At 61.9% G+C, this 24,872-nt stretch carries 18 protein-coding genes and 1 tRNA gene; 3 read left to right on the top strand and 16 right to left on the bottom strand.

The features are described 5' to 3' along the window. Positions 1-7: 7 nt before the first annotated feature. From ACSQ22_RS01040 to dnaE, 4 genes are all read right to left on the bottom strand, one after another. The gene (locus ACSQ22_RS01040) at positions 8-1,141 is read right to left on the bottom strand and encodes a hypothetical protein (protein ID WP_436129138.1); all 1,134 of its coding nucleotides are present in this window, start codon (positions 1,139-1,141) and stop codon (positions 8-10) included. A gap of 276 nt (positions 1,142-1,417) precedes the next feature. Next, positions 1,418-3,766, bottom strand: a complete 2,349-nt coding sequence (clpA, locus tag ACSQ22_RS01035) for an ATP-dependent Clp protease ATP-binding subunit ClpA (protein ID WP_055396695.1) — start codon at positions 3,764-3,766, stop codon at positions 1,418-1,420. A 57-nt stretch (positions 3,767-3,823) separates the two neighbouring features. Then, positions 3,824-4,192 carry an ATP-dependent Clp protease adapter ClpS gene (gene clpS / locus ACSQ22_RS01030; protein ID WP_055396693.1) on the bottom strand — a complete coding sequence of 123 codons (369 nt, stop codon included), beginning with the start codon at positions 4,190-4,192 and terminating at the stop codon, positions 3,824-3,826. Positions 4,193-4,299: 107 nt separating this feature from the next. Then, positions 4,300-7,833, bottom strand: a complete 3,534-nt coding sequence (gene dnaE, locus ACSQ22_RS01025) for a DNA polymerase III subunit alpha (protein ID WP_436129137.1) — start codon at positions 7,831-7,833, stop codon at positions 4,300-4,302. A gap of 183 nt (positions 7,834-8,016) precedes the next feature. Between dnaE and ACSQ22_RS01020 the strand changes: the two genes are divergently transcribed. Beyond that, the gene (locus ACSQ22_RS01020; RefSeq protein ID WP_055396690.1) at positions 8,017-8,814 is read left to right on the top strand and encodes an outer membrane protein assembly factor BamD; all 798 of its coding nucleotides are present in this window, start codon (positions 8,017-8,019) and stop codon (positions 8,812-8,814) included. Here ACSQ22_RS01020 and ACSQ22_RS01015 read toward each other — a convergent pair. Both ACSQ22_RS01015 and ACSQ22_RS01010 read right to left on the bottom strand, forming a co-directional pair. Then, positions 8,777-10,825 (bottom strand): ATP-dependent DNA helicase, encoded by a 2,049-nt coding sequence (locus tag ACSQ22_RS01015; RefSeq protein WP_436129136.1) that lies wholly within the window; start codon positions 10,823-10,825, stop codon positions 8,777-8,779. The two genes, ACSQ22_RS01020 and ACSQ22_RS01015, sit on opposite strands and share 38 nt — an antisense overlap. Further along, entirely contained in the window at positions 10,825-11,028 is a 204-nt protein-coding gene (locus ACSQ22_RS01010) for a YdcH family protein (protein ID WP_055396751.1), read from the bottom strand. Before ACSQ22_RS01010 ends, ACSQ22_RS01015 begins: the two co-directional genes overlap by 1 nt. 106 nt (positions 11,029-11,134) lie before the next feature. Here ACSQ22_RS01010 and ACSQ22_RS01005 point away from each other — a divergent pair, with 106 nt between their 5' ends. Then, positions 11,135-11,941, top strand: coding sequence for a PP2C family protein-serine/threonine phosphatase (locus tag ACSQ22_RS01005; RefSeq protein ID WP_121420339.1), 807 nt, complete (start codon positions 11,135-11,137; stop codon positions 11,939-11,941). Positions 11,942-12,121: 180 nt separating this feature from the next. Here ACSQ22_RS01005 and ACSQ22_RS01000 read toward each other — a convergent pair whose 3' ends face one another. From ACSQ22_RS01000 to ACSQ22_RS00980, 5 genes are all read right to left on the bottom strand, one after another. Continuing rightward, positions 12,122-12,820 carry a hypothetical protein gene (locus ACSQ22_RS01000; protein ID WP_436129135.1) on the bottom strand — a complete coding sequence of 233 codons (699 nt, stop codon included), beginning with the start codon at positions 12,818-12,820 and terminating at the stop codon, positions 12,122-12,124. Next, complete coding sequence (gene zapE, locus ACSQ22_RS00995; RefSeq protein WP_228895768.1) at positions 12,817-13,914, bottom strand: cell division protein ZapE; 1,098 nt, start codon at positions 13,912-13,914, stop codon at positions 12,817-12,819. Before zapE ends, ACSQ22_RS01000 begins: the two co-directional genes overlap by 4 nt. A gap of 81 nt (positions 13,915-13,995) precedes the next feature. Then, the gene (gene lpdA, locus ACSQ22_RS00990) at positions 13,996-15,423 is read right to left on the bottom strand and encodes a dihydrolipoyl dehydrogenase (RefSeq protein WP_436129134.1); all 1,428 of its coding nucleotides are present in this window, start codon (positions 15,421-15,423) and stop codon (positions 13,996-13,998) included. Between the two features lie 89 nt (positions 15,424-15,512). Then, a complete protein-coding gene (gene odhB / locus ACSQ22_RS00985; protein ID WP_306553301.1) occupies positions 15,513-16,787 on the bottom strand; it encodes a 2-oxoglutarate dehydrogenase complex dihydrolipoyllysine-residue succinyltransferase in 1,275 nt (424 codons plus the stop codon). Between the two features lie 51 nt (positions 16,788-16,838). After that, positions 16,839-19,718 carry a 2-oxoglutarate dehydrogenase E1 component gene (locus ACSQ22_RS00980; RefSeq protein ID WP_055396677.1) on the bottom strand — a complete coding sequence of 960 codons (2,880 nt, stop codon included), beginning with the start codon at positions 19,716-19,718 and terminating at the stop codon, positions 16,839-16,841. 243 nt (positions 19,719-19,961) lie between these two features. Between ACSQ22_RS00980 and ACSQ22_RS00975 the strand changes: the two genes are divergently transcribed. After that, positions 19,962-21,020 (top strand): AI-2E family transporter, encoded by a 1,059-nt coding sequence (locus tag ACSQ22_RS00975; protein ID WP_055396675.1) that lies wholly within the window; start codon positions 19,962-19,964, stop codon positions 21,018-21,020. A gap of 131 nt (positions 21,021-21,151) precedes the next feature. Here ACSQ22_RS00975 and ACSQ22_RS00970 read toward each other — a convergent pair. From ACSQ22_RS00970 to tolB, 5 genes are all read right to left on the bottom strand, one after another. Further along, positions 21,152-21,227 (bottom strand) — tRNA-Lys (locus ACSQ22_RS00970). A 44-nt stretch (positions 21,228-21,271) separates the two neighbouring features. Further along, positions 21,272-22,093 carry a tRNA threonylcarbamoyladenosine dehydratase gene (locus ACSQ22_RS00965; RefSeq protein ID WP_436129133.1) on the bottom strand — a complete coding sequence of 274 codons (822 nt, stop codon included), beginning with the start codon at positions 22,091-22,093 and terminating at the stop codon, positions 21,272-21,274. Continuing rightward, positions 22,093-22,884, bottom strand: a complete 792-nt coding sequence (gene ybgF / locus ACSQ22_RS00960) for a tol-pal system protein YbgF (protein ID WP_121506181.1) — start codon at positions 22,882-22,884, stop codon at positions 22,093-22,095. The genes ACSQ22_RS00965 and ybgF overlap by 1 nt, the downstream gene beginning before the upstream one ends. Then, on the bottom strand, positions 22,884-23,423 hold the full coding sequence (gene pal / locus ACSQ22_RS00955) for a peptidoglycan-associated lipoprotein Pal (RefSeq protein WP_055393955.1): 540 nt from the start codon (positions 23,421-23,423) through the stop codon (positions 22,884-22,886). The genes ybgF and pal overlap by 1 nt, the downstream gene beginning before the upstream one ends. 44 nt (positions 23,424-23,467) lie before the next feature. Next, the gene (gene tolB / locus ACSQ22_RS00950) at positions 23,468-24,787 is read right to left on the bottom strand and encodes a Tol-Pal system beta propeller repeat protein TolB (protein ID WP_176886156.1); all 1,320 of its coding nucleotides are present in this window, start codon (positions 24,785-24,787) and stop codon (positions 23,468-23,470) included. Positions 24,788-24,872: the final 85 nt, after the last annotated feature.

Here is a 24,872-nt window from a genome sequence, read left to right as displayed (position 1 = left end):
CGCGGAGTCATGGCGTCACCAGCCCGTCCATGCGCACGACCTCGAAGTCGCGGCCCAGCACCTGGCGCAGTTCGGACTTCAGGCGATCGTTGTTCCAGCGTTCGTCCGGCGCCCCGCTCAGGAACCAGTTAGAGCCGTTGTCGGCCACCATCATCCCGTGGGTCTTGAGGGCGGTGAGGATAGCCTGCGCTTCAGCAGAGAAGCCCGGCGGGATCGCATAGCCCGCCTTCAGGCGCACGCGCATGCCCATGGGGGGAAGGTTGGGGCTGGTATTGCTCGATGCCCAGTGGGTCGCGGGCGGCACGTAGGCGCGGCGGGTCTGGCTGACGGTAAAGCGCAACGCGTGGCGGATGCCACCGGCGCCCAGCGACGCCTCGTCGTACCGCACCAGGCCCGGAAATATCGGCAGGCCCGCTGCGTCCGCGCTTGTCCATCGCGGCCTGGCGGTGGGACGCACGTTGTTGCTGTCCAGGTGAAAGACAGCACCACCCGACGCACGCCAGCTGCCGTCGGACTGCGGGTAGCTGTTGCCGGTTTCATACAAGCGGTTGTTGTCGCGGTCGATCACGATGACGTGCCGGTCACCTGCGCTGGAAGGGCCGCCTTCAATGGGGGCATTGAGTGGAATCGGGTACGGGCCTGCATCACTCTCGTCGCCGTAGTCGGTGAACTGCACCGCCACACGCGGCTGGGTACCTGCCACCACCACATAGGGAATGCCGATAGGTGCGCCTTCCCACAGGCCCGCGCCGAAATCCGGGAACAATCCCCGGGTGAGGCCAATGCTGGCGATGAGGTTGTCAGAGTTGGGATCGATGGGGAGCCCACTGATATCCGCGTTCCAGTCATTGTTGGCAGGGAAAGGCAGCGCGCCATTGAGCGGCGCGCCCACACCCAGGGTTGCGCCGCGCACATCGCCATACACATGGCCCCCGGGGGGCGGAGCTGGCGCTGGCGCGCCTGGCGCCGGGGAGCCCGGAGGCGGCGAAACCGGCGCCGCATCACCCCCGCCGCCGCCACAAGCTGCCACCAGGGCACCAAAACTGGCAATGGCGAGGCACCGGCTGATCGCGCCCAGACGTCGTTTGCGAAAGGCATCACCGGGAAGCAACGGGGCGCAAGGTGTGGGGGTCATGGTCATGGGGGCGTCTCCTCAGTCAGCGCGCAGTATGCCGCCGCAAAGGTGCTGGTTCGCCACGGAACTGTGCGAAAACGTTTCAATGATTTTGGGGCACCGGACGGCGTTCGCGCACACCAGTTCGCTGATCCAGCTCGTCAAAGACTGCCTGTGCAAACTTCGCCGCCACCACGCTGTTGACACTGCACTACGGACAAAAAAAAGCCAGCCATCGCAATGATGGCTGGCGTCTGGAGAGTGCGGTACGTGTCGGCAAAGCGCCAGTGGCGCCAGTGCCCATCAGTCCGCCGTGGCTTCCTCGGGCTCGGCGGGCTCGGACTTGGCCGAGCGTTCCTTCTTGGCCAGCGGCTGGATGTCCAGCAGCACCTCGGAGGTTTCCACGCCCTTGTCGTCGGTCTTCACCTCGATATCGACCGTCAGACGCCCACCGTCCGTCAGGCGACCGAAGAGCAGCTCGTCGGCCAGCGCGCGGCGGATGGTGTCCTGGATCAGACGCTGCATCGGGCGGGCGCCCATGAGCGGATCGAAACCCTTCTTGGCCAAGTGCTTGCGCAGCGTATCGGTAAAGGTAACCTCCACCTTCTTCTCGGCCAGTTGCGTCTCCAGCTGCAGCAGGAACTTGTCCACCACGCGCAGGATGATCTGCTCGTCGAGCGCCTTGAAGTTGACGATGGCATCCAGCCGGTTGCGGAACTCGGGCGTGAAGAGGCGCTTGATGTCGCCCATTTCGTCGCCCGCCTGGCGCGGGTTGGTGAAGCCAATCGTCGCCTTGTTCATGGTCTCGGCGCCCGCATTCGTCGTCATGATGATCAGGACGTTGCGGAAGTCGGCCTTGCGCCCGTTGTTGTCGGTCAGCGTGCCATGGTCCATCACCTGCAGCAGCACGTTGAAGATGTCCGGGTGCGCCTTCTCGATTTCGTCGAGCAGCAGCACAGCGTGCGGCTTCTTGGTGATGGCTTCGGTCAACAGGCCACCCTGGTCGAACCCGACATAGCCCGGAGGCGCACCAATCAGGCGGCTGACCGCATGGCGCTCCATGTACTCCGACATGTCGAAGCGCAAGAGCTCGATGCCCATGATGTAGGCCAGTTGCTTGGCCGCCTCGGTCTTGCCCACGCCAGTGGGGCCGCTGAACAGGAACGAGCCGATGGGCTTGTCGCCCTTGCCCAGTCCGGACCGCGCCATCTTGACCGCGCTGGCCAGCACTTCCAGGGCCTTGTCCTGGCCGAACACCACACTCTTCAGGTCGCGTTCCAGCGTCTGGAGCTTGCCACGGTCGTCATTGGACACATTCGCAGGCGGAATACGCGCAATCTTGGCCACGATCTCTTCGATCTCGGCCTTGCCGATGGTCTTCTTGCGCTTGCTCGGCACCATGATGCGCTGCGCAGCACCGGCTTCGTCAATGACGTCAATCGCCTTGTCAGGCAGATGGCGGTCATTGATGTACTTGGCGCTCAGCTCGGCTGCAGCCTGCAGGGCGGCCGCCGCGTACTTCACGCTGTGGTGCTCTTCAAAGCGCGACTTCAGGCCCTTGAGGATGTCGATGGTTTCGGCCACGCTGGGCTCCACCACGTCCACCTTCTGGAAACGGCGCGACAGCGCTGCATCTTTTTCGAAGATGCCACGGTATTCCGTGAAGGTCGTTGCGCCAATGCACTTGAGCTGGCCGCTGGAAAGCGCGGGCTTGAGCAGGTTGGAGGCATCCAGCGTGCCGCCCGACGCGGCACCCGCACCGATCAGCGTATGGATCTCGTCGATGAACAAAATCGCATTGGGCTTGTCCTTCAGCGACTTGAGAACGCCCTTGAGGCGCTGCTCAAAATCACCCCGGTACTTGGTGCCTGCCAGCAATGCGCCCATGTCGAGCGAGTACACCGTGGCCTCGGCCAAGATTTCAGGCACATCGTTCTGGGTAATCCGCCAGGCCAGACCCTCGGCAATCGCCGTCTTGCCCACGCCAGCTTCACCCACCAGCAGTGGGTTGTTCTTGCGGCGGCGGCACAGGATCTGGATCGTGCGCTCCACCTCGTAGTGGCGCCCGATCAGCGGATCGATCTTTCCGTCTTTGGCGGCCTGGTTCAGGTTCTGGGTGAACTGTTCCAGCGGCGAGGCTTTCTCGTTGCGCTCAGAAGAACCACCCTCTTCGCCTTCCGCCTGGTTGTCCGGCTTGGCAGGCTCTGGGGGTTCGCCCTTCTTGATACCGTGGGCAATGAAATTGACCACGTCCAGGCGCGTCACGCCCTGCTGGTGCAGGTAGTACACGGCATGCGAATCCTTCTCGCCAAAGATGGCCACGAGCACGTTGGCACCCGTGACTTCCTTCTTGCCATTGCCCGTGGACTGCACGTGCATGATGGCGCGCTGGATCACACGCTGGAATCCCAGCGTGGGCTGCGTGTCCACCTCATCGGTGCCAGCCACCTGGGGCGTGTTGTCTTTGATGAAGTTTGCCAGCGATGAGCGCAGATCATCGATATTGGCCGAACATGCGCGCAGCACCTCCGCTGCGCTGGGGTTATCGAGCAGTGCAAGCAACAGATGCTCCACGGTGATGAACTCGTGGCGCTGCTGACGGGCCTCAACAAAGGCCATGTGCAAGCTGACTTCCAGTTCCTGGGCAATCATGTGAACTCCTTTGTGCTTGCGTGGAAGGGATAACTGTAGATCGGGATCAAAAACCTGTTATTCAACAGGTTCACTGACACATTGGAGTGGGTGGCCCGCCTTGAGGGCGGCGTCAAGCACTTGTTCCACCTTGGTGGCAGCCACATCGCGGGAATAAACACCGCAGACGCCTTTGCCATCGAGATGGATCTTCAACATGATCTGGGTGGCTTGTTCACGGTCCTTGCTGAAAAACTCCTGCAAAACCACGATGACGAACTCCATGGGGGTGTAGTCGTCATTGAGCATGACCACCTGGTACATCTGCGGCGGCTGGGTCTTCTGGGTGCGTCTTTCGAGCACGACCGAACCGCCATCATCCCGCGCGGGCCGGGTCACGGGCAGCGCGGTGGGGGGTGAAGGTGGTTTTGTTGCCATGAAAATCATTCTAGCGATCCGCGCGGCATGCTGCCGTGAGAGAAATCTGACGTTGATCCGGTTTTTTTCAAGCTGTCGCCTTCACGATATTCACCGAATGGTTCCCAACACCCGATTTATTCGTAAACCACGGTGGCCGAACCACTGCCCGCCTGGGCGGTCCAGGCGGCCAGCGCAGCATCGGTGGGATAAAAACGGGCGCTCTCACCCAGTTGCAGCTCCGCCACAGCGGCCGCATCCTGCGCCACACAGCGCACACCCATGCGCACACGCAGGCCGTGGAGCAATTCACCCTCGGCAAGCTCCTCTCTGCGCGGCGGAAACTCCTTGACCAGGCGGTGCACATCCGGCCCCTTGTCGCCGACGGTGACATGCAGGTATTTGCCAAAACGGCAACGCGCCCCTGCCAAATCCCACACCTGTTGCACCTTCACGCGCAGGCCACCGCTGAAATGGTCCAGTTGCAAGCGGCCCATCATCACCACGAACTCGTCTTCCTTGAGCTGATTGCGGTACGTGTTGAGCAAGGCCTCATCGGCAGACGCCTCAATGACGGCAGACTTGTCGTCCAGTTTGAACAGGCCCAATTTGCCCCGCTGTCCATTGATGACCCGGAAATCACTGATGATCCCGGCCAAGACCTGGGGTTCGCGACTATCCAGCAGCTCATCGATCTGGGTGCGCACAAAGCGGCGCACCTCCGTGGCCACTTCATCGAACAGATGGCCGGACAGATAGAAACCGACCGCCGTTTTCTCCAGGGTGAGTCGCTCCTTGATCCCCCAGGGAACAGCGTCCACCAGCTCGGGCTCCTGCGTACTGGAACCATGGGCATCATCGCCCATCATGTCGAACAAGCCACCCTGGTTCACGTTGGCCAGCGTGGCAGCCGCAAAGTCAAAAGCCCGGTCGATCGAGGCCACCATCGATGCCCGGTTCATGTTGATGGAATCAAATGCACCCGCCTTGATCAGCGCCTCCACCGTGCGCTTGTTCATGCGCGCCTTGTCCACGCGCAGGCAGAAATCGAAAAGGCTCTTGAAAGGCCCGGTGGTGGCGCCGTGGGGCCCTTCGCCACGCCCCTCACGCGCCGCCACCATGGCCTCGATGGCCTGCTGGCCCGTGCCCTTAACGGCGCCCAGGCCGTAGCGGATGATTTTGTCGGTCACGGGCTCGAACCGGTAGAAGCCACGGTTGACGTCCGGCGGCTCGAAAGAGAGCCCCATTTTTTGCGCGTCTTCGAACAGCACCTTGAGCTTGTCGGTGTCATCCATTTCCACGGTCATGTTGGCGCAGAAGAACTCTGCGGTGAAGTGCACCTTGAGCCAACCCGTGTGGTAAGCCAACAGGGAGTAAGCAGCCGCGTGCGACTTGTTAAAGCCGTAGCCTGCAAACTTCTCCATCAAATCGAACACTTCGTCAGCCTTCTCCTGGCTGATGTTCTTTTCGGCCGCACCCTTTCGGAAGATCTCCCGGTGCTCGGCCATCTCCTCGGCCTTCTTCTTGCCCATGGCGCGGCGCAGCATGTCGGCGCCGCCCAGGCTGTAGCCCCCCAGCACCTGGGCGGTCTGCATCACCTGCTCCTGGTACACCATGATCCCGTAGGTCTCGGCCAGCACGGGCTCCACCAGCGGATGGGGGTACTCCACCACTTCCTTGCCGTGTTTGCGGTTCACGAAACTCGGGATCAGATCCATGGGACCCGGACGGTACAGCGCGTTCAGTGCAATCAGGTCTTCAAGCCGACTCGGCTTCGCTTCCTTGAGCATGCCCTGCATGCCACGGCTTTCAAACTGAAACACGGCCTCGGTCTTGCCGTCGGAAAACAGCCGGTAGGTGGGGCCATCATCCAGCGGAATGTTCTCGAAGGCGAAGTTCTCCTGGCCTTTGTGGCGCTTGATGATGAACTCACGCGCGATTTCCAGAATGGTGAGAGTGGCGAGACCCAAGAAGTCGAACTTCACAAGGCCAATAGCTTCCACGTCGTCCTTGTCGTACTGGCTCACAGCCGATTCGCTGCCCGGCTGCTGGTAGAGCGGGCAGAAATCCGTGAGCTTGCCAGGCGCAATCAAAACCCCACCCGCGTGCATACCGATGTTGCGGGTCATGCCTTCGAGTTTTTGCGCCATCTCGATGATGGTCTTGACGTCTTCTTCCTTCTGCACGCGTTCGTACAGCAGCGGCTCCAGCTCCAGTGCGTAGTTGTTCTTGTCGCCTTCCTTTTTCACCTCGGGCGGATAGGCCAGCGTGTACGACATACCGGGCTTGCCCGGTACCAGCTTGGAGATGCCGTCGCAGAACATGTAGCTCATGTCCATCACCCGGCCCACGTCGCGGATGGCGGCTTTGGCAGCCATGGTCCCGAAGGTGGCAATCTGGCTCACGGCATTCTTGCCGTACTTGTCCTTCACATAGTCGATCACCCGGTCACGATTGGACTGGCAAAAGTCAATGTCGAAGTCAGGCATGGACACCCGCTCGGGATTCAGAAACCGCTCGAACAGCAGGTTGTATTGCAGCGGATCCAGGTCGGTGATCTTGAGGGCATATGCCACCAGCGAACCGGCACCCGATCCCCGTCCCGGCCCCACGGGGCACCCGTTGGCCTTGGCCCACTGGATGAAGTCCCCCACGATGAGGAAGTAGCCCGGAAAACCCATCTTGAGAATGGTTCCAATCTCGAACTCCAGGCGTTCCACATAGCGGGGACGCTGCTGGTCGCGGTCGGACTCCTTGGGGAAGAGAAGCTTCAGGCGCTCCTCCAGCCCCTCGAACGAGGCAAAACGAAAGAATTCATCGATCGGCATGCCATTGGGGGTGGGAAAGTCCGGCAACTGCGGCTTGCCAAGCACCAGCGTGAGGTTGCAACGCTGGGCAATTTCCACCGTGTTCGCGATGGCCGACGGAACATCAGCGAACAAGGCCTGCATTTCTGCAGACGACTTGAAATACTGGTCGCGCGTGAACTTGCGCACGCGGCGCGGGTTGGCCAGGATCTCCCCCTCTGCAATACAGACACGCGCCTCGTGGGCCTCATAGTCGTCTGGAGTGGCGAACTGCACAGGATGTGTAGCCACCACGGGCAAGCTCAGGCGCGCCGCCAACTGTGCAGCAGCCACCACGTGGCTTTCATCGTCGACACGGCCCGCACGCTGCAACTCGATGTAAAACCGGTGTGGAAACAGCCCTGCCAGGCGCAAGGCAAGCTCTGCGGCGCCCGACTCATCCCCCTTCAGGAGAGCTTGGCCCACAGGCCCAGCCTGTGCCCCGGCCAGGGCAATCAGCCCTTCCGACAACTCTTCCAGCCAGGCCCAGGTGCACAGGGCCAGGTTCTTGACGACATTGCGCGTCCACGCGCGCGCGAGCAGTTCGGACAGATTGAGGTAGCCCTGGCGGTTCTGCACCAGGACGATCAGGCGTGAGGGGGCCGCGCCCGCTTCGCCTTCCAGAAAAATCTCGGCCCCCAGGATGGGCTTGACGCCCTTGCCCCGCGCCTCCTTGTAGAACTTGACCGCGCCAAAAAGGTTGTTGAGATCGGTGATGGCCAGTGCAGGCTGGCCGTCTTTGGCAGCCGCCTTGGCCACCTCATCGATTCGATTGGTACCGTCTACGACGGAGAACTCGGTGTGCAGGCGCAAGTGAACAAACATGGGGGCCATTGTAGAAAGCCCAGCACCTCCGCCGAGAGAAAGCTGGCAGCGCAACGCCTCTTGACAGGTGCCACCCCCAGTACAATGCTTTTTCGTGCCCTGGATGCCAGCGGCGCCCGGCCCTCTGGACCGGCCCAGCTATCCTGCACCCCTGTTTCCTTTTTTTGCTGAAAGCTGCCTGCGATGCTGCGTGCCCCACTGCCCCTCGTTTCTGCCCTGCTGCTTGCTGGTCTGCTGGCGGGTTGCTCCAGCACAACCGAAGACAAAACGGCCAACTGGAGCCCCAATCGCATCCATTCGGAAGCGCAGGACGAAATGAACAGCGGCGCCTACGACAAGGCGGTTCCTCTGCTCGAAAAGCTGGAGGGGCGGGCGGCCGGCACCCCGCTGGCGCAGCAGGCCCAGATCGACAAGGCCTACGCGCACTACAAGGCTGGCGAAAAAGCCCAGGCCATTGCAACGCTGGACCGCTTCATGAAGCTCCATCCCGCCAGCCCTGCGCTTGACTATGCGCTGTACCTCAAGGGCTTGGTGAACTTTAACGACAACCTCGGTCTGTTCTCGTTCATCTCGCGCCAGGACCTTTCCGAGCGCGACCAGAAAGCAGCCAAGGACTCCTTTGAGGCCTTCAGTGAGCTGGCCACCCGCTTCCCGGAATCCCGCTACGCACAGGATGCACGCCAGCGCATGACGTACATCGTGAATTCGCTCGCGCAGTACGAAGTGCATGTGGCGCGCTACTACTTCCAGCGGGGCGCGTATGTGGCAGCCATCAGCCGTGCCCAGGTAGCCCTGGCGGACTACCAGGGCGTGCCCGCGCTCGAAGAAGCTCTGTACATCCTCATCCAGTCGTACGACGCACTGGGCATGACGCAGCTGCGCGACGATGCACGCCGCGTGATGGACACTTCGTACCCCCAAAGCGCCTATCTGCGCGGTGGCCTCAAGGAAAAGGCGGAGCCGTGGTGGAAGCTCTGGTAAGCGCCTGAAGAGCAGCTTCAAACTCAGGCTCTGACTCCAGGCGCCGCATCGGGGGCAAGGCCGCCAGCAGGCGCTTGCCATAGCCCATGGTGACAAGGCGGGTGTCACCCACCACCAGAATGCCCTGGTCGGACTCACGCCGGATCAACCGCCCCGCCCCCTGCTTGAGCGCAACGGCTGCCTCGGGCAGCGCGTAAGACTTGAACGCTTTCCCGCCAGATTTCTCAATACGCTGTGTACGCGCCTCCACCAAAGGGTCGCCCGGGGGAGGAAAAGGAAGCTTGTCAATCACAACAAGCTGCAAGGAATCCCCAGGCACATCAAACCCTTCCCAGAACGTCGCGGAAGCCACCAGCACACAGCCTTGCTGCCCGTGCTCGCTCCCTTCGCGAAAACGCTCCATCAGCCGCCGTTTGGGCCACTCGCCCTGCACCAGCACTTCCAGGGCAGCAGAGCCCGCAAACTGCGCTTTCAACGCATCGCCAATGGTGCGCAAGGCCTTGAGCGTCGTGGTCAGCACCAGGGTGCGGCCACCCAGTTGGGCTGCAGCCTCGCCCACCCAGCGCGCAAGCGCCTTGCTGTGCGAAGGATCGGCCGGAGACGGCAGGTGGCGTGGCACATACAGTGCTGCCTGCGCCCCATAGTCAAACGGGCTCGCAACCCGCAGGATCTGCGCGTCTTGCAAACCCGCCCGCTCCGTGAACCAGCTCAGTTGCTCGTCATCGCCCAAGGTGGCCGAGGTGAAGACCCAGGCCCTGCCGGGTCCGGCAGCAGGCTCCCCGGGCCACCCATCGTCACCCACGGGTTCCGCAGGGGTGGCCAGCAGGCGTGTGCGCATGGCCTCGGCAATGTCCAGCGGGGACTCCGTCAAGCGCAGCTGCGGCCCCACATCGACCCAGCGCACCGCATCCGGATTGCCGGGGCCAGAAAAATGGGCCAGGCGCGCCAGCAGTTCAGTCCCGCGCTCATACAGGCGCACAAAGTCGGGCGCTATTTCGCTGACAGTGTCGAGCGCCTCCTGCGCCTGGGCGCAGTCGAGCGACACGCGGCGCAGGGCAGTCTGCCATTCATCCGGCCTGACGCTCTCCGGCGTTTCATCGGTCCAGCGCAGCTTTGCGCTGCCCCGCATATCTCCCGCCGCCAAGCGCAAATCCCGGGCAGACAGATCCACCTGGCTCGCAAGCCCCGTCCAGTCCGCAAGGCCCCGCGCATGCTGCAGCCCTGCTGCCAGCAGGTCCCTGCCAAAATCCATTAGCTGGCCCGTGGACAGCGTAAGCCCCAGAAACTGCACGCCCGTCTCGTTGATCTGGTGCGCCTCATCAAACACCACCACACGCACGGACGGTAAGAGCTCGGCCATGCCCGACTCGCGCACAGCCACATCGGCGAAGAAAAGGTGGTGGTTGATGACCACGATGTCCGCCGCCAAGGCCTCGCGCCGCGCCAAATGCACGTGGCATTCGCGAAAGCGGGAGCACTGCGAGCCCAGGCAGTTCTCACGGGTGGAAGTGACCAGCGGTATCACGGGCGAGCGTTCGTCCAACCCCGTCAGCTCCGCCAAGTCGCCCGAGCGCGTGCCATGCGACCAACTCTCGACCTTGGCCAAAACCCGTGCCACGCCAGGCTCACGGGCAGACACGTCCTGGCGGGCCAGTTCCATGCGGTACAGGCACAGATAGCTCGCCCTGCCCTTCAGAAGCGCCATGCGCACCGGCAAGCCCAGGGTCTGCGCCAGGCGCGGAAGATCGCGCGCAAACAGCTGGTCCTGCAAGGCCTTGGTGGCGGTGGACAACAGCACCCGCTCGCCGCTCAGGAGTGCCGGGACCAGATAGGAAAAAGTCTTGCCCACCCCCGTGCCTGCCTCCACGACCAGCGCCCCGCCTGTTTCGATGGTGTGCGCCACGGCCATGGCCATTTGCGTCTGGCCTTCGCGCGGCTGGAAATGCGTGTCGGCCCGCGCCAGCACGCCGCCGGGGGCAAACACCTCCTGCACCATCTCCACCAGCGCCATCAAGCGGGCTCTTGGGGTTGAAGGTCCCGTTCCAGGCGATCCAGGGCATCACGCAGAGCGAGGCGGCGCTTTTTGAGGCGCCGCAGTGTGAATTCGTCCGCCACGCCGTCGGGGGCACACCGGTCGATCAGAGCGTCCAGATCAGCATGCTCGATGCGCAGCTCAATGAGTTGGCGTTGGGGGGAATGGAGGCTGGGGTTCAAGGCAAGGGGCCGTGGGATGGCAAAAATGCCACAGGCGGGCGGATAATACGCGCTTGCCCCCGTTTGCGCGATGGCCCTTTGCGTACGCGCCCCCACAATCACCAGCATGACCAAAGCGTTTCGCCTCATCGCGTCCACCGGCATCCACAAGGGTGACCGGGAGTACCAGCAAGACCAGGTGATCCTGATCTCCCACGAGCGGCACAATGGCTGCATACTGGGTGTCATTGCCGATGGCATGGGCGGGCGCAGCGGCGGGCGCAAGGCGTCCGACCAGGTCATGATGACTGCGCGCCAGCTCTTCGAGCGCTATTCGCCCGACACCGACGACCCGGTGGCCATGCTCAAGAGCATGGTGGAAGAAGCTCACATCGTGATCCGGCTCACAGCGATTTCTGCCGAGCAGGAACCGCACAGCACCATCGCAGCCTTTCTCATCAACCCGCGTGGCGACTGCCACTGGGTGCATGCCGGTGATTCACGCATCTACCATTTCCAAGGTGCGCGCATGGTGTTCCGCACCAGCGACCACTCCTATGTCCAGGCTCTCGTGGACCGGGGCGAGCTGACCGAAGCCGAGGCCAACAACCATCCGCACTCGAACATTCTGGTGGGCTGCCTCGGCACTGAAAGCGACCCGCCCATCACCACCCATGTGATCCCCCAACTGCAGCCTGGCGATGTGCTCATGGCCTGCAGTGATGGGGTGTGGCACTACTTTTCGCCCACCGAACTCGGCTCCGTGGTTGATTCCCTCTCGCCACGGGAAGCCACGGAGTTTCTGATTGAAAAAGCCCGCTCCCGCGCGCGGGGCGGCGGCGACAACCTCTCGCTGGTCATCGTGAAGATGGAGGCGCTGGTGGAAGAAAAGAAGGTCGCTCGCCTGGTACCCGCTGACGCAGGGCGTCCCTGAAGCAGCGCCCCACCCGCTGGCATTTGCCTGGGTGGGCAGCCGAAAGGGCGAATGGCTGCGCGGCACTTGAGGAAAGCGGCGCTGACGCGAACCGAGCCTCGGTATCCACCGGCCCATTGCGACTTTTGGGCGCCACGCGCACTTTCAACACCTGGAGCAGCCACCCCAAGTAAACCTGTTTCAGCGTGCTGCCGAACCCGCTGGCAACGGAGCCGCAGGGACCCGCCCCTGGGCTGCGGCCTCTGCCCGTGACTTTTCGACTCGGTCGCGGCGCTCCTGCGCAGCCTGAAGCGTTTGCGCGTGGCGTGTGCGCGCCTCTGCGGCACGCTCGGCATTGCCACTGGTGCGCGCAGCCTGCTCCTGGGCCTGCTTTTGCACCTTAATGCGCTGCTGCTGTGCTCGCTGTTCAGCCTCGTTGTCACGCTGCGATTTCAGGCCCTGGGGGTCTTGCGACGGCTTGCGCACCACAGCGCTTGCAGCACCGCTGCCCGCTGAGGGGCTATCCGGCACGCCGCGCTGCTTTTCTTCAATGGATTTGAGACGCTCCGCCGCTTTTTCCTTGCGCTCGGCATCATTGAGCTCGATCTCCTGTGCACGCAAACGGGCTTCCGCATCGCGCACGCCCGCCCGCACACTGCGCAGACAGTCTTCTACGGAAAATCGCTGGTAACAGGCCGATTCGTCGTGTTGTCGCCTGGCCTTGATGGCCTCGCGTTCGGAGCGGATGCGGTCGTGTTCCGCTTTACGTTCGGCCGCCTTGGCGGCTGCCTGCTGGCCGTTGGCCTCCGCACCAGCAGCTGTCGGCTGCGCAATGGCCGAGGCCGACAACCCCCAGGCAAGCGAGAAAATCGCCACAGAGACGAAGCGTCTGGAGATCATGTCAGCCCCGTATCGACAGTGCGGCGCTCCAGCGCCAGGAACTCCTTGGACTGCATCTCGTTGAGCCGCGAAATCGTTCGCGGAAACTCGTGCGCCAAGGGGCCTTCGGTGTACAGCTGTTCGGGGGGTACTGCTGCAGACAGGATGAGCTTGACGCGCCGGTCGTACAACACGTCCACGAGCCAGGTAAAACGCCGCGCAGGCGACGCCATGCTCACCGGCATGTAGGGCACATCGGAAAGCAGCACAGTGTGGAACTGCGTCGCGATTTCCAGATAGTCGTTCTGCGACCGGGGGCCACCACACAGGGTCTTGAAGTCAAACCACACCACACCACCGGCCTTGCGGCGAGCCCGGATCTCGCGGGCCTCGATGTGCAGCACCGGGTCTTCGTCGTGCACTTCGGCCAGTTGGTCAAACGCCTGGCCCATTTCAGCATCTGCCTCGGGGCCCAGCGGCGTGTGGTACAGCTTCACGTGCTCCAGAGTGCGCCGACGGTAATCGGTACCGTTGTCCACGTTGACCACTTCAAGCTTTTCATTGAGCAGGGCAATCGCGGGGAGAATGCGGTCGCGGTGCAGGCCGTCGGGGTACAGGTCGTCGGGCTTGAAATTCGAAGTGGTCACAAAACCCACACCGTTATCGAACAGTGCCGCCAGCAGGCGGTGCAGGATCATGGCGTCGGTAATGTCCGCCACGTGAAACTCGTCAAAGCAGATAAGCTTGTAGCGCTTGGCAATGCGCGCGCCCAGCACGTCCAGCGGGTTGACCGTGCCCTGCAGGCCCGCCAGTTCGCGGTGCACTTCGCGCATGAACTCGTGAAAGTGAAGGCGCACCTTGCGCTTCAAGGGAACGGCGTCGAAAAAGCATTCCATCAGAAAGCTCTTGCCCCGCCCCACCCCGCCATACATGTACACGCCGCGCGGCACATCAGGCCGGTTGATCAGCTTCTTGAGTGCGTTGGAACGCTGGGCCTTGTATGCGGCCCAGTCATCAGCGCAACGCTGAAGGGCATCCACTGCGCGCAATTGGGCAGGGTCACTTTGGTAGCCTTTAGCGGCCAACTCGGTCAGGTAAGCCTGTTTAACAGTCACGTGGTGGATGCTCAGAAACTATGATTTTTATAGCTACTAGCGCTTATTGGATAAGCGCCAGAGCCCGATTTGACCCAAAAATCAGAAGTTCAGAGTGCGCTTATCCACGGCCAGGGCCGCTTCCTTGGTGGCTTCGCTCAGGCTGGGGTGTGCGTGGCAAATGCGAGCGATGTCTTCGCTGCTGGCCTTGAATTCCATGGCCACAACAGCTTCGGCAATCAGCTCGCTGGCCTGCGGGCCCACGATGTGCACGCCCAGAATCTCGTCAGTCTCGGCATCGGCCAGCATCTTGACCATGCCTGTGGTGTCACCCAGCGCCCGTGCACGGCCGTTGGCCAGGAAGGGGAAGCTGCCCGCCTTGTACTTGACGCCGTCGGCCTTGAGCTGCTGCTCGGTGCGGCCCACCCATGCGATCTCGGGGCTGGTGTAGATGACCCAGGGAACGGTGTTGAAATTGACGTGGCCATGCTGGCCCGCAATGCGCTCAGCCACCGCAACGCCCTCTTCCTCGGCCTTGTGCGCCAGCATCGGGCCGCGCACCACGTCACCCACCGCCCACACGCCGGGCAGGTTGGTCTTGCAGTCGGCATCCACCACGATGGCGCCACGCTCGTCGAGCTGCAGGCCCACTGCTTCGACGTTCAGGCCAATGGTGTTGGGCACGCGGCCGATGGAGACGATGAGCTTGTCCACGTCCAGCGACTGGGCTTCGCCCTTGGCGTTGGTGTAGGCAATGCTCACGCCCTTCTTGCTGGTCTTGATCTCGCCGACCTTCACGCCCAGCTCAATCTTCAGACCTTGCTTGTCGAAGGCCTTCTTGGCTTCCTTGGCGATCTGCTCGTCCACCGCGCCCAGGAACGTGGGCAGACCTTCGAGGATGGTGACATCGGCCCCCAGGCGGCGCCACACCGAGCCCATTTCCAGACCGATCACGCCCGAGCCGATCAGGCCGAGCTTCTTGGGCACAGCGCCCACGCGCAGCGCGCCGTCGTTGGACAGCACCAGTTCTTCGTCGAACGGCGTGCCGGGCAGCGCACGGGCATTGGAGCCGGTGGCAATGATGATCTGCTTGCCCGTCAGCGACTCTTCGGCGGCGCCAGCCACCTTGATCTCGTAGCCGCCTTCAGCAGCCTTCACGAAAGAGCCGCGGCCATGGAAGAAGCTGACCTTGTTCTTCTTGAACAGGTACAGGATGCCGTCGTTGTTCTGCTTCACGACGGTGTCCTTGCGGGCAATCATCTTGGCCACGTCCATCTTGACGCCCGTGGCGGTGATGCCGTGCTCGGCGAAGTGCTTGTTGGCGTGTTCGAAATGCTCGGACGATTGCAGCAGCGCCTTGGACGGAATGCAGCCCACATTGGTGCAGGTGCCGCCGGGTGCGGGGCCACCCTTGTCGCTCTTCCACTCGTCGATACAGGCGACGTTGAAGCCCAGCTGGGCTGCGCGGATGGCGGCAATGTAGCCACCGGGGCCACCGCCGATGACGATCACATCAAATTGTTTGCTCATGGGAAATCTCGTTCAGTCTGTTGGAGAAAGACCCACCGGCGGGCACAACCAGAGGTCGGCCACGCGGGTGGGTCCATGCGGTCAGGAGGTTAGATGTCGAACAGCAGGCGCGATGGGTCTTCCAGCGCATCCTTCATAGCCACCAGGCCCAGCACAGCTTCGCGGCCGTCGATGATGCGGTGGTCGTAGGACATGGCCAGGTAGTTCATCGGGCGCACAACGATCTGGCCGTTCTCCACCACAGCGCGGTCCTTGGTGGCGTGCACGCCCAGGATGGCCGACTGGGGCGGGTTGATGATGGGCGTGGACATCATCGAGCCGAAGGTGCCACCGTTGGAAATCGAGAACGTGCCGCCGGTCATTTCTTCAATGCCCAGCTTGCCTTCAGCGGCCTTCTTGCCGAATTCGGCGATCTTCTTCTCGATGTCGGCAAAGCTCATCTGGTCGGCATTGCGCAGGATAGGCACCACCAGGCCACGGGGCGAGCCCACGGCGATACCGATGTCGAAGTAGCCGTGGTAAACGATGTCGTTGCCATCGACCGAGGCGTTCAGCACGGGGTACTTCTTCAAGGCATGCACGGCAGCCTTCACGAAGAAGCTCATGAAGCCGATCTTCACGCCATGCTCCTTGGTGAACGTGTCCTGGAACTTCTTGCGCATGTCCATCACCGGCGCCATGTTCACTTCGTTGAACGTGGTCAGGATGGCGTTGGTCGATTGCGACTGCAGCAGGCGCTCGGCCACGCGGGCGCGCAGGCGGCTCATGGGCACGCGCTGCTCGGGGCGGTCGCCCAGGTCTTCCTTGGCGGCCGGGGCCGACACCTGGGGCAGTGCCTTGGTGGGCACGCCCGTGGGGATGGCGCTCGGGGCCGCCACAGCAGCCTTGGCGGCACCACCAGCCACAGCGCTGAGCACGTCGCCCTTGGTCACGCGGCCATCCTTGCCGCTGCCGGCCACAGCCGATGCGGACAGGTTGTTCTCGGCCAGCAGCTTGGCGGCAGCGGGCATCGCCACGTCGCCCTTGGAGCCGCCAACAGCCGCTGGTGCGGGGGAGGGAGCCGATGCCGTGGCGGCAGCGGGTGCTGCAGCAGCGGCGGCAGGAGCGGCCGCGCCGGCCTTGCCTTCGGTATCGATCTTGGCAATGAGCTGCTCGGCCACCACGGTGGCGCCGTCGCCCTGGATGATTTCAGCCAGCACACCAGCCGAGGGGGCAGGCACTTCAAGCACCACCTTGTCAGTTTCGATCTCGATCAGGATCTCATCCACTGCCACAGCCTCACCGGCCTTTTTCTTCCACGTCAGCATGGTGGCCTCGGCCACGGATTCGGACAGCTGGGGGACTTTGACTTCTACGATAGCCATATCAATTCTTTCGGAATGGGGTTTTGTTCTGTTATCGGGTCGCAGCTGGCCTTACTTGGTCAGGACAAAACCCTTGAGCTTGGCAAACGCGCCGTCCACCAGCGCCTTTTGTTGTTCCTGGTGCAGGTGCGAGTAGCCCACGGCAGGTGACGCGGAGGCCGCGCGGCCGGAATAGCCCAGCTTCTGGCCTTCGAGCATGTTCTCGTGGATGTAGTGCTGCACGAAGAACCAAGCGCCCTGGTTCTGCGGCTCGTCCTGACACCACACCACGTCGGTGGCATTGGGGTAGCGCTTGATTTCAGCGGCAAATGCCTTGTGCGGGAAGGGGTAGAGCTGCTCCACGCGGATGATGGCCACATCGTCGTCTTCGCGCTCGGTGCGCTTCTTCACGAGGTCGTAGTACACCTTGCCGGAGCAGGCGATCACACGCTTGACCTTGGCTGCCTTCTTGACGATGGCCTCGTCCTGCTCGGGAATCACCGTCTGGAAGCTGCCCTTGGTGAACTCGGACAGCGGCGAAGTCGCATCCTTGTTACGCAACAGCGACTTGGGCGTCATGATGATCAGCGGCTTGCGCAGATCACGCACCATCTGGCGACGCAGCACATGGAAGATCTGGCTGGCGGTGGTGGGCTGCACCACCTGCATGTTGGCGTCGGCCGACAGCTGCATGAAGCGTTCGAGGCGGGCAGAGCTGTGCTCAGGGCCCTGGCCTTCGTAGCCGTGTGGCAGCATCAGCGTGATGCCGTTGACGCGGCCCCACTTCACTTCACCCGAGGCGATGAACTGGTCGATCACGACCTGCGCACCGTTGGCAAAGTCGCCGAATTGCGCTTCCCAGATCACCAGGGTGTTGGGGTCGTTGGAGGCGTAGCCGTATTCAAAGCCCAGCACCGCTTCTTCCGACAGGATCGAGTCGATCACAACGAACGGAGCCTGATTCTCGGCCACATTCTGCAGTGGCACATAGGTGCCGATGTCCCACTTTTCGCGCTTCTGGTCATGAATAACCGAGTGGCGGTGCGTGAACGTGCCACGGCCACAGTCTTCGCCCGACAGGCGCACGGGGTAGCCGCTGGCCACCAACGATGCGAATGCCATGTGCTCGCCCATACCCCAGTCCACGGGGATCTCGCCACGGCCCATGGCAGCGCGGTCGTCATAGACCTTCTTGACCAACTGGTGCGGCGTCACGCTCTCAGGAATGGTCGTGATCTTCTCGGCCAGGCGCTTCCACTCAGCCAGAGGAATGGCCGTGTCGCCAGCGTCCGTCCACTTCTTGCCCAGGAACGGGCTCCAGTCCACGGCGTACTTGCTCTTGAAGTTGGTCAGGACGGGATCGACCGTGTGCTTGCCGGCATCCATGGCGGCACGATAGGCCTTGACCATATCGTCGCCCAGCGACTCACCCAGGCCCTGTGCCGCCAGCTTGTCGGCATAGAGCTTGCGCGTGCCAGGGTGCTGGCCGATCTTCTTGTACATCAGCGGCTGGGTCAGAGCCGGGGTGTCCTGCTCGTTGTGGCCCAGTTTGCGGAAGCAGATGATGTCCACCACCACGTCCTTCTTGAATTCCATGCGGAACTCCAAGGCGAGCTGGGTGGCCAGCACCACGGCTTCGGGGTCATCACCGTTCACGTGCAGCACGGGCGACTCGATCATCTTGACGATGTCGGTGCAATACAGCGTGGAACGCGTATCACGCGGATCGGAGGTGGTGAAACCGATCTGGTTGTTGATGATGATGTGCACCGTGCCACCCGTGTAGTAGCCACGGGTCTGGGCCAGCGCCAGGGTTTCCTGGTTCACACCCTGGCCGGCAAAGGCCGCATCACCATGCACCAGCACCGGCAGCACCTGCTTGCCGTGCGGGTCGGCGCGGCGGTCCATGCGGGCACGCACGGAGCCTTCGACCACGGGGTTCACGATTTCCAGGTGGGAAGGATTAAATGCCAGCGACAGGTGGACCGGGCCGCCAGGGGTGGTCACATCCGAGCTGAAGCCCTGGTGGTACTTCACGTCACCGGCTGGCAGGTCTTCGGGAGCGGTGTGGTCGAACTCGGCGAACAAGTCCTTGGGCATCTTGCCCAACGAATTGACCAGCACATTGAGACGACCCCGGTGGGCCATGCCGATCACGATTTCCTGAACGCCCTTGGCACCGGCAGACTGGATCAGCTCGTCCATGGCGGCGATGAAGCTTTCACCCCCTTCCAGGGAGAAACGCTTCTGGCCGACGTACTTGGTGTGCAGGAAACGCTCCAGGCCTTCGGCGGCCGTCAGGCGGTCCAGGATCTGCTTTTTCTTGTCCACACCAAAGCTGGGCTTGCTGCGGATCTTTTCCAGCTTTTCCTGCCACCAGCGCTTCTGGTTCTGGTCAGTGGCATACATGTACTCGGCGCCGATGGAGCCGCAGTATGTTTCGCGCAGCGCGTTGATCAACTCGCGCAGGGGCATCGACTCTTTGCCGAAGAACGTGTTGCTCGTGTTGAACACCGTTTCCTGGTCAGCGTCGCTGAAACCATAGAAAGAGGGTTCGAGTTCAGGAATGGCGGGGCGCTCGGTGCGCTTGAGGGGATCCAGATCAGCCCAGCGTTGGCCCACGTTGCGGTAGGCAGCGATCAGCTGCTGAACGGCAGTGCGCTTGCGGCCCAGCTCAGAGTCCGCACCCGTTGCCACAACAACCTTGGTGCCGCCCTGTTTGGCGCGCTCGGCAAAAGCGTTGATGACGGGGAGGTGGGGGACGTCTTTGGCATTGCTGCCATCCACCGCAGGCACATGTTGAAGTGCATCAAAGTACTCGCGCCAATTGTCTGGCACGCTACCTGGGTTGGCGAGGTAGTTCTCGTACATCTCTTCGACATAGGGCGCATTGCCGCCGAAGAGGTAAGTGTTGCCTTGGTAGGCTTGATAGACGGACGTCGTATCGCTCATATTCCGCTGACCTCCGCTTTCCTTGGGAAAGCATTAGCTGGTTGAGAAACCTTCCGCGACACGGCTGAACCGATTGGCGGATGCGACTGTGGCTGGGGAAGGGCCTTGGTACGGGCGCCATTGTGCCACCGAATGGCCGACCGCCCTACGGAAATGGTGGGGCCGGTGCTGACACGCTGGCGCAACAAGCGGCTACAAACCTGGCTCGCGTACATTCCGGGTATCTCATTGCCAACTACCCTCATGACGCCACCCACCCTCCAGAACAAAGTCTTTTTGCTGCTGCTGGCCCTTGTCACCATCGCCTTTGGAGCCATCCTTTGGCAGTTCCACGGCGCGGTCTTCTGGGGCGTCATCCTGGCCATCTTGTTTGCCCCCCTGCACCGCAAACTGTTGCGGCGCATGCCCCGGCGGCGCAATCTTGCAGCGCTGTGTACTCTGGGACTGTGCCTTATTGTGGTCATCCTTCCCATGACAGCGATCACGGTATCCCTGGCCCAGGAAGCCACGATAATCTATGAACGGATGCGGTCGGGCCAGCTAAATTTTGGGCTCTACCTACAGCAGGTGATCGCCGCCCTGCCCGCCTGGGCCGCCAATTTGTTGGACCGGTTGAATCTCACGACCGTTGGCGAGCTGCAACAAAAGTTCTCTTCCGTCGCCGTCCAGGCCAGCCAGTTTGTGGCCACACAGGCACTGAGCATTGGCCAGAACACGCTGCAGTTCATCGTGAGCTTCGGCATCATGCTCTATCTGCTGTTCTTCCTGTTGCGGGACGGATCGAGCCTGGCCTTGCGCATTGGCCAGGCCACCCCCCTGGACGAAACACACAAGCGGCAACTGGTCAGCAAGTTCACCACCGTCATTCGCGCCACGGTCAAAGGCAACATTGTCGTGGCGGCCTCCCAAGGAGCGCTGGGCGGTTTGATTTTCTGGATCCTGGGCATCCAGGGCCCCGTGCTGTGGGGGGTTTCCATGGCCTTCCTGTCGCTGCTTCCCGCCGTGGGAGCGGGGCTGATCTGGGTGCCGGTGGCAATCTACTTCCTGGCCACGGGTGCGGTCTGGCAAGGTGTGGTTCTGACCGCGTTTGGCGTTGGCGTTATAGGCCTCGTTGACAATGTCCTGCGTCCGATTTTGGTGGGCAAGGACACCAAGATGCCAGACTACGTTGTGCTGATATCCACCCTGGGAGGCATGGCGCTCTTTGGGTTGACGGGCTTCGTGATAGGACCAGTTATTGCGGCGCTTTTCATTGCGAGCTGGGACCTGTTTTCACCCAGCGCCAGCACTGAATCCGCGTAGCAAAATGGAGTGATACAACAATCGGGGCCATGAATAACATGGCACTGCATCGAACGTTCGGATCACAAAAAAACAAAGGCCTCCGCAAGGAGGCCTTTGTTTACGCCAAAAGACTGGCGCCTGGATTCGGGTGGTAGGACGTACAAGATTCGAACTTGTGACCAACGGATTAAAAGTCCGCTGCTCTACCAACTGAGCTAACGTCCCAACCGGTTGCAATCAATCATGACTGACTGCTGCAAAGCCTTGGATTATAGCGTCGTTTTTGCAGTGTTTTTGGAAGTTGCGGCAAGTTTGTCCAACACCCACCCTGCAGCGCACTGACCAAAAGTCGCCGTCACCGCAACGACCGAACCGTATCCATGGCAGTTCAGAGAACCATCGCCATCCACATTGCAGGACGCATCGGGAGGCGCCACGGCTTCTCTGCTGAAGACGCAGGTCACTCCGATTTTTTTGCCATCACGGGCCGCCCGATGGTGCTTGCGCAAGCGATAGCGCAGTTGCGCCAGCAGAGGATCGTGGGTCGTCAAAGCAAGATCATCCACATCCACTTTGTGCGCATGGCGCTTACCGCCAGCCGCCCCGACCGTGATATGCAGAGCCTTCTGGGCCTGAGCCCAGGCCGCGATGGTCGTTTTGGCTTGCACCTGATCACACGCATCAATCACCGCATCAACGGACTCCGGAAGCAAACCAGGCCAATTGTCTGCATCCACGAATTCCTCCACGCAGTGGACGCTGCATTGAGGGTGTATTTGCGCAATCCGATCGCGCATTGCAAGAACCTTGGCCTGGCCGACGGTATCGGTAAGCGCATGGATTTGGCGATTGATGTTCGACTCAGACACGTGGTCGAGGTCAATCAACGTGATCTGCCCTACCCCACTGCGCGCCAAGGCTTCAGCGGCCCACGAGCCCACCCCTCCAACACCCACCACCACCACATGCGCCCGGCGGATACGCCGAGCGCCTTGTACGCCGTACAGCCGTTCCAGTCCGCCAAAGCGACGCTCCAGCGATGCATCTTCAACATTCCCTGCCGGGGCTTGCAAAGGCGCTTCGCCGACCATTACTTCAATCGGGAAAGGCGCTCTTTGGCCGCCACAGCCGCCTCGGACTGCGGGTAGGCGCGCACAAGGTCTTCCAGGGTCTTGCGGGCAGTTCGCGTGTCTTTGAGTTCAATCTGGCAGTTGGCAATGGACAAAGCCGCCTCTGGCGCCCGCGCATGAGCCGGGGCATCAGACAGCATCAGCTTGAAATTACCAATGGCTTCCTTATAGTCCCGGGTAGCGTATTGGGCATTCCCAAGCCAGAAACGCGCAGACGGTACAAAACCGCTGCGCGGATACTGCCGCACAAAGGCTGCAAATGCTGCCCCAGCTTCTGGGAACTTGCCTGAACGAAACACGGCCAGTGCGGCTTCAAAGTCCTTTTTCTCAGCAGGATCTGCCTGGAACTCCTGGCCGTCCAAGGTCACCTTGACAGGTTCAAACTGACGCAGGCGCTCGTCTACCCCCTGGGCGATGTCTTTCTGGCGCCGCTGCAAATCGGCAGCATCACGCAACAGCTGTTCGTTCTGGCCGCGAAGTGTGGACTGCTCCGTGCGCAGCGTGTCAATCTGACCTTGCAGATCCAGCAGACTGCGCCGCAGCTGGGCGTTCTCTTCACTGAGCCTGCGCACTTCCTCTGCGGACCGTTGCTGAGACAGCTGCATGCCATCCACGCGCTGCCGCATTTCGAGAATGGCGCGGCGGGCTTCGCCATCCTCAAAAATTGCGGCATGGCCCGTGGGCAGCAAGGCCACGGACAGCATCACTGCCGCCAGCGCCTTGAGCGGGTAGGACAAAGAAATCGTGCGCATCAACGATAGGACAGTTCAGCCCGGCGATTTTGGGCGTGCGCGTCTTCAGAATTGCCTTGGGCTGCTGGTTTTTCCTTGCCAAAGCTCACAGCTTCCATCTGGCTGTCCTGCACGCCGAGCAGAGCCAGCGAACGGCGCACTGCCTCGGCGCGCTTCTGGCCGAGCGCCAGGTTGTACTCACGACCACCTCGGTCGTCCGTGTGGCCTTCAATCATCAGCTTGCGATTGGTGCCGGCCTTGATGAAACGAGAGTGCGCCTCGATCAGCGACTGAAATTCGGGCTTGATCACGTAGCTGTCGTAATCAAAATAAACGATACGGCTCACGCCCACTGGGCCTGCAGCATCGCGGCCCGACTGGCCGAGGTCCACACCAGCAACACCGCTCTGCGCGGTATTGCCAGAGTTGGCGCCAGTATTACCACCCATGGTAGACGTGGCGTTCTTGTCTTCGACCGGCACATCGTCCAGCTTCACGCCAGAGCTGCATCCGGCAACGAGGGCGACAACGGTAAGGGCAAGGGTAAAACGTTTGATCATCCAAAATTCTCCTGAAAACTTGATACTTGAAAGTGCTGATAAGTTCATTGCTTTTGAAACGGGCCCCAATCGGGCTCACGGATATCGCCCGCCTGCCCCGCGAGCCGGGCCTTGATCTTGCCGTCCAGCGTGGTGGTCATGAGCGCTTCACGCCCTTGCTGCTGGGTGGCATAAACGATAAGGCGGCTATTGGGGGCAAAGCTGGGGTTCTCATCTGCCGTTGTGTCGGTGACCGCATTCACAGTGCCCGAGGACAGGTCCATCACGTGCAGTTTGAAAGCCCCACCGACACGGGAGATGTAGGCCAGCCAGCGGCCATCGGGGCTGACGCTGGGGGAGATGTTGTAGCTGCCGGTAAACGTCACACGTTCCGCGTTGCCGCCAGATGTGGAGACCTTGTAGATCTGCGGCGCACCACCACGGTCGCTGACAAAGTAGATGCTGCGGCCGTCACCGGAGAACATGGGCTCCGTGTCGATGCCAGCGCTTTGCATGAGGCGGCGCGGCTCGCCACCGTTGGCGTCGATGGTGTAGAGCTGAGAACCCCCGTCACGGCTGAGCGTCACGGCGAGGGATCGACCATCCGGAGCCCAGGCAGGGGCACTGTTGGACCCCCGGAAATTGGCAATCAGACGCCTGCGGCCGGAGGCCACATCATGCACATAGACCACCGGCTTGCGCGATTCAAACGACACATAGGCCAGTTGCCCCCCGCTGGGCGACCATGCAGGGGAAATGATGGGCTCCGGGCTCGACAGTGCCGATTGGGCATTCTCTCCGTCAGCGTCTGCCACCCACAGGCTGTACCGGGAGCCTGTCTTGGTGACATAGGCGATACGCGTCGAGAAAATGCCGCGCTCGCCCGTCAGCTTTTCATAGATGAAATCCGCAATGCGGTGCGACACCAGGCGCAGATCGCCTTGGGTGACCACAAAGCTTTGGCCACCAAGGTCCTGCCCCTTCACCACATCCCAAAGGCGAAAGCGCACATCGAAACGCCCATCTGCCAGGCGCGTCACACTGCCAGTAGCCAGGGAGTCCGCACTCTTCTGGCGCCACAGTGCGACATCCGGGCGCGCGGTTTCGTCCAGCACCGCGCCGGAGGCGTCTACCGCGCGGAACTGTCCGCTGCGCTCCAGGTCGGCCTGGACGATGGCCGATATTTTCTGGGGAGACTGCGCCTCGCCCCGGAACGGCGCAATTGCGATGGGCAACTGGGTCAAACCAACACCCGTGACCTCGACGCGAAATTGCGCGAGGGCGGGCAGTGCGGGGGTCGAGATCAGCGCAGCCAGCATGTGGCGGCGCAAGGGATGCGGCAAGGCCGCAGGGGATGGGTGTGTTGGGATTCGATCTGTGGTCATTGGCATCCAGCGGTGGCCGAACAAATGCCGAAAGGCAAACCCGAATGTTACACACAGCGGGGAAACCCCTGTGACAAAACGTGCG

Origin of the sequence: Acidovorax sp. LjRoot38 (assembly GCF_964252975.1) — a bacterium.
GTDB classification, from domain to species: Bacteria; Pseudomonadota; Gammaproteobacteria; order Burkholderiales; family Burkholderiaceae_C; genus Acidovorax; species Acidovorax facilis.
The sequence above is the reverse complement of the archived record's forward strand: the minus strand, read 5'-3'. Positions and strand labels throughout refer to the sequence as shown.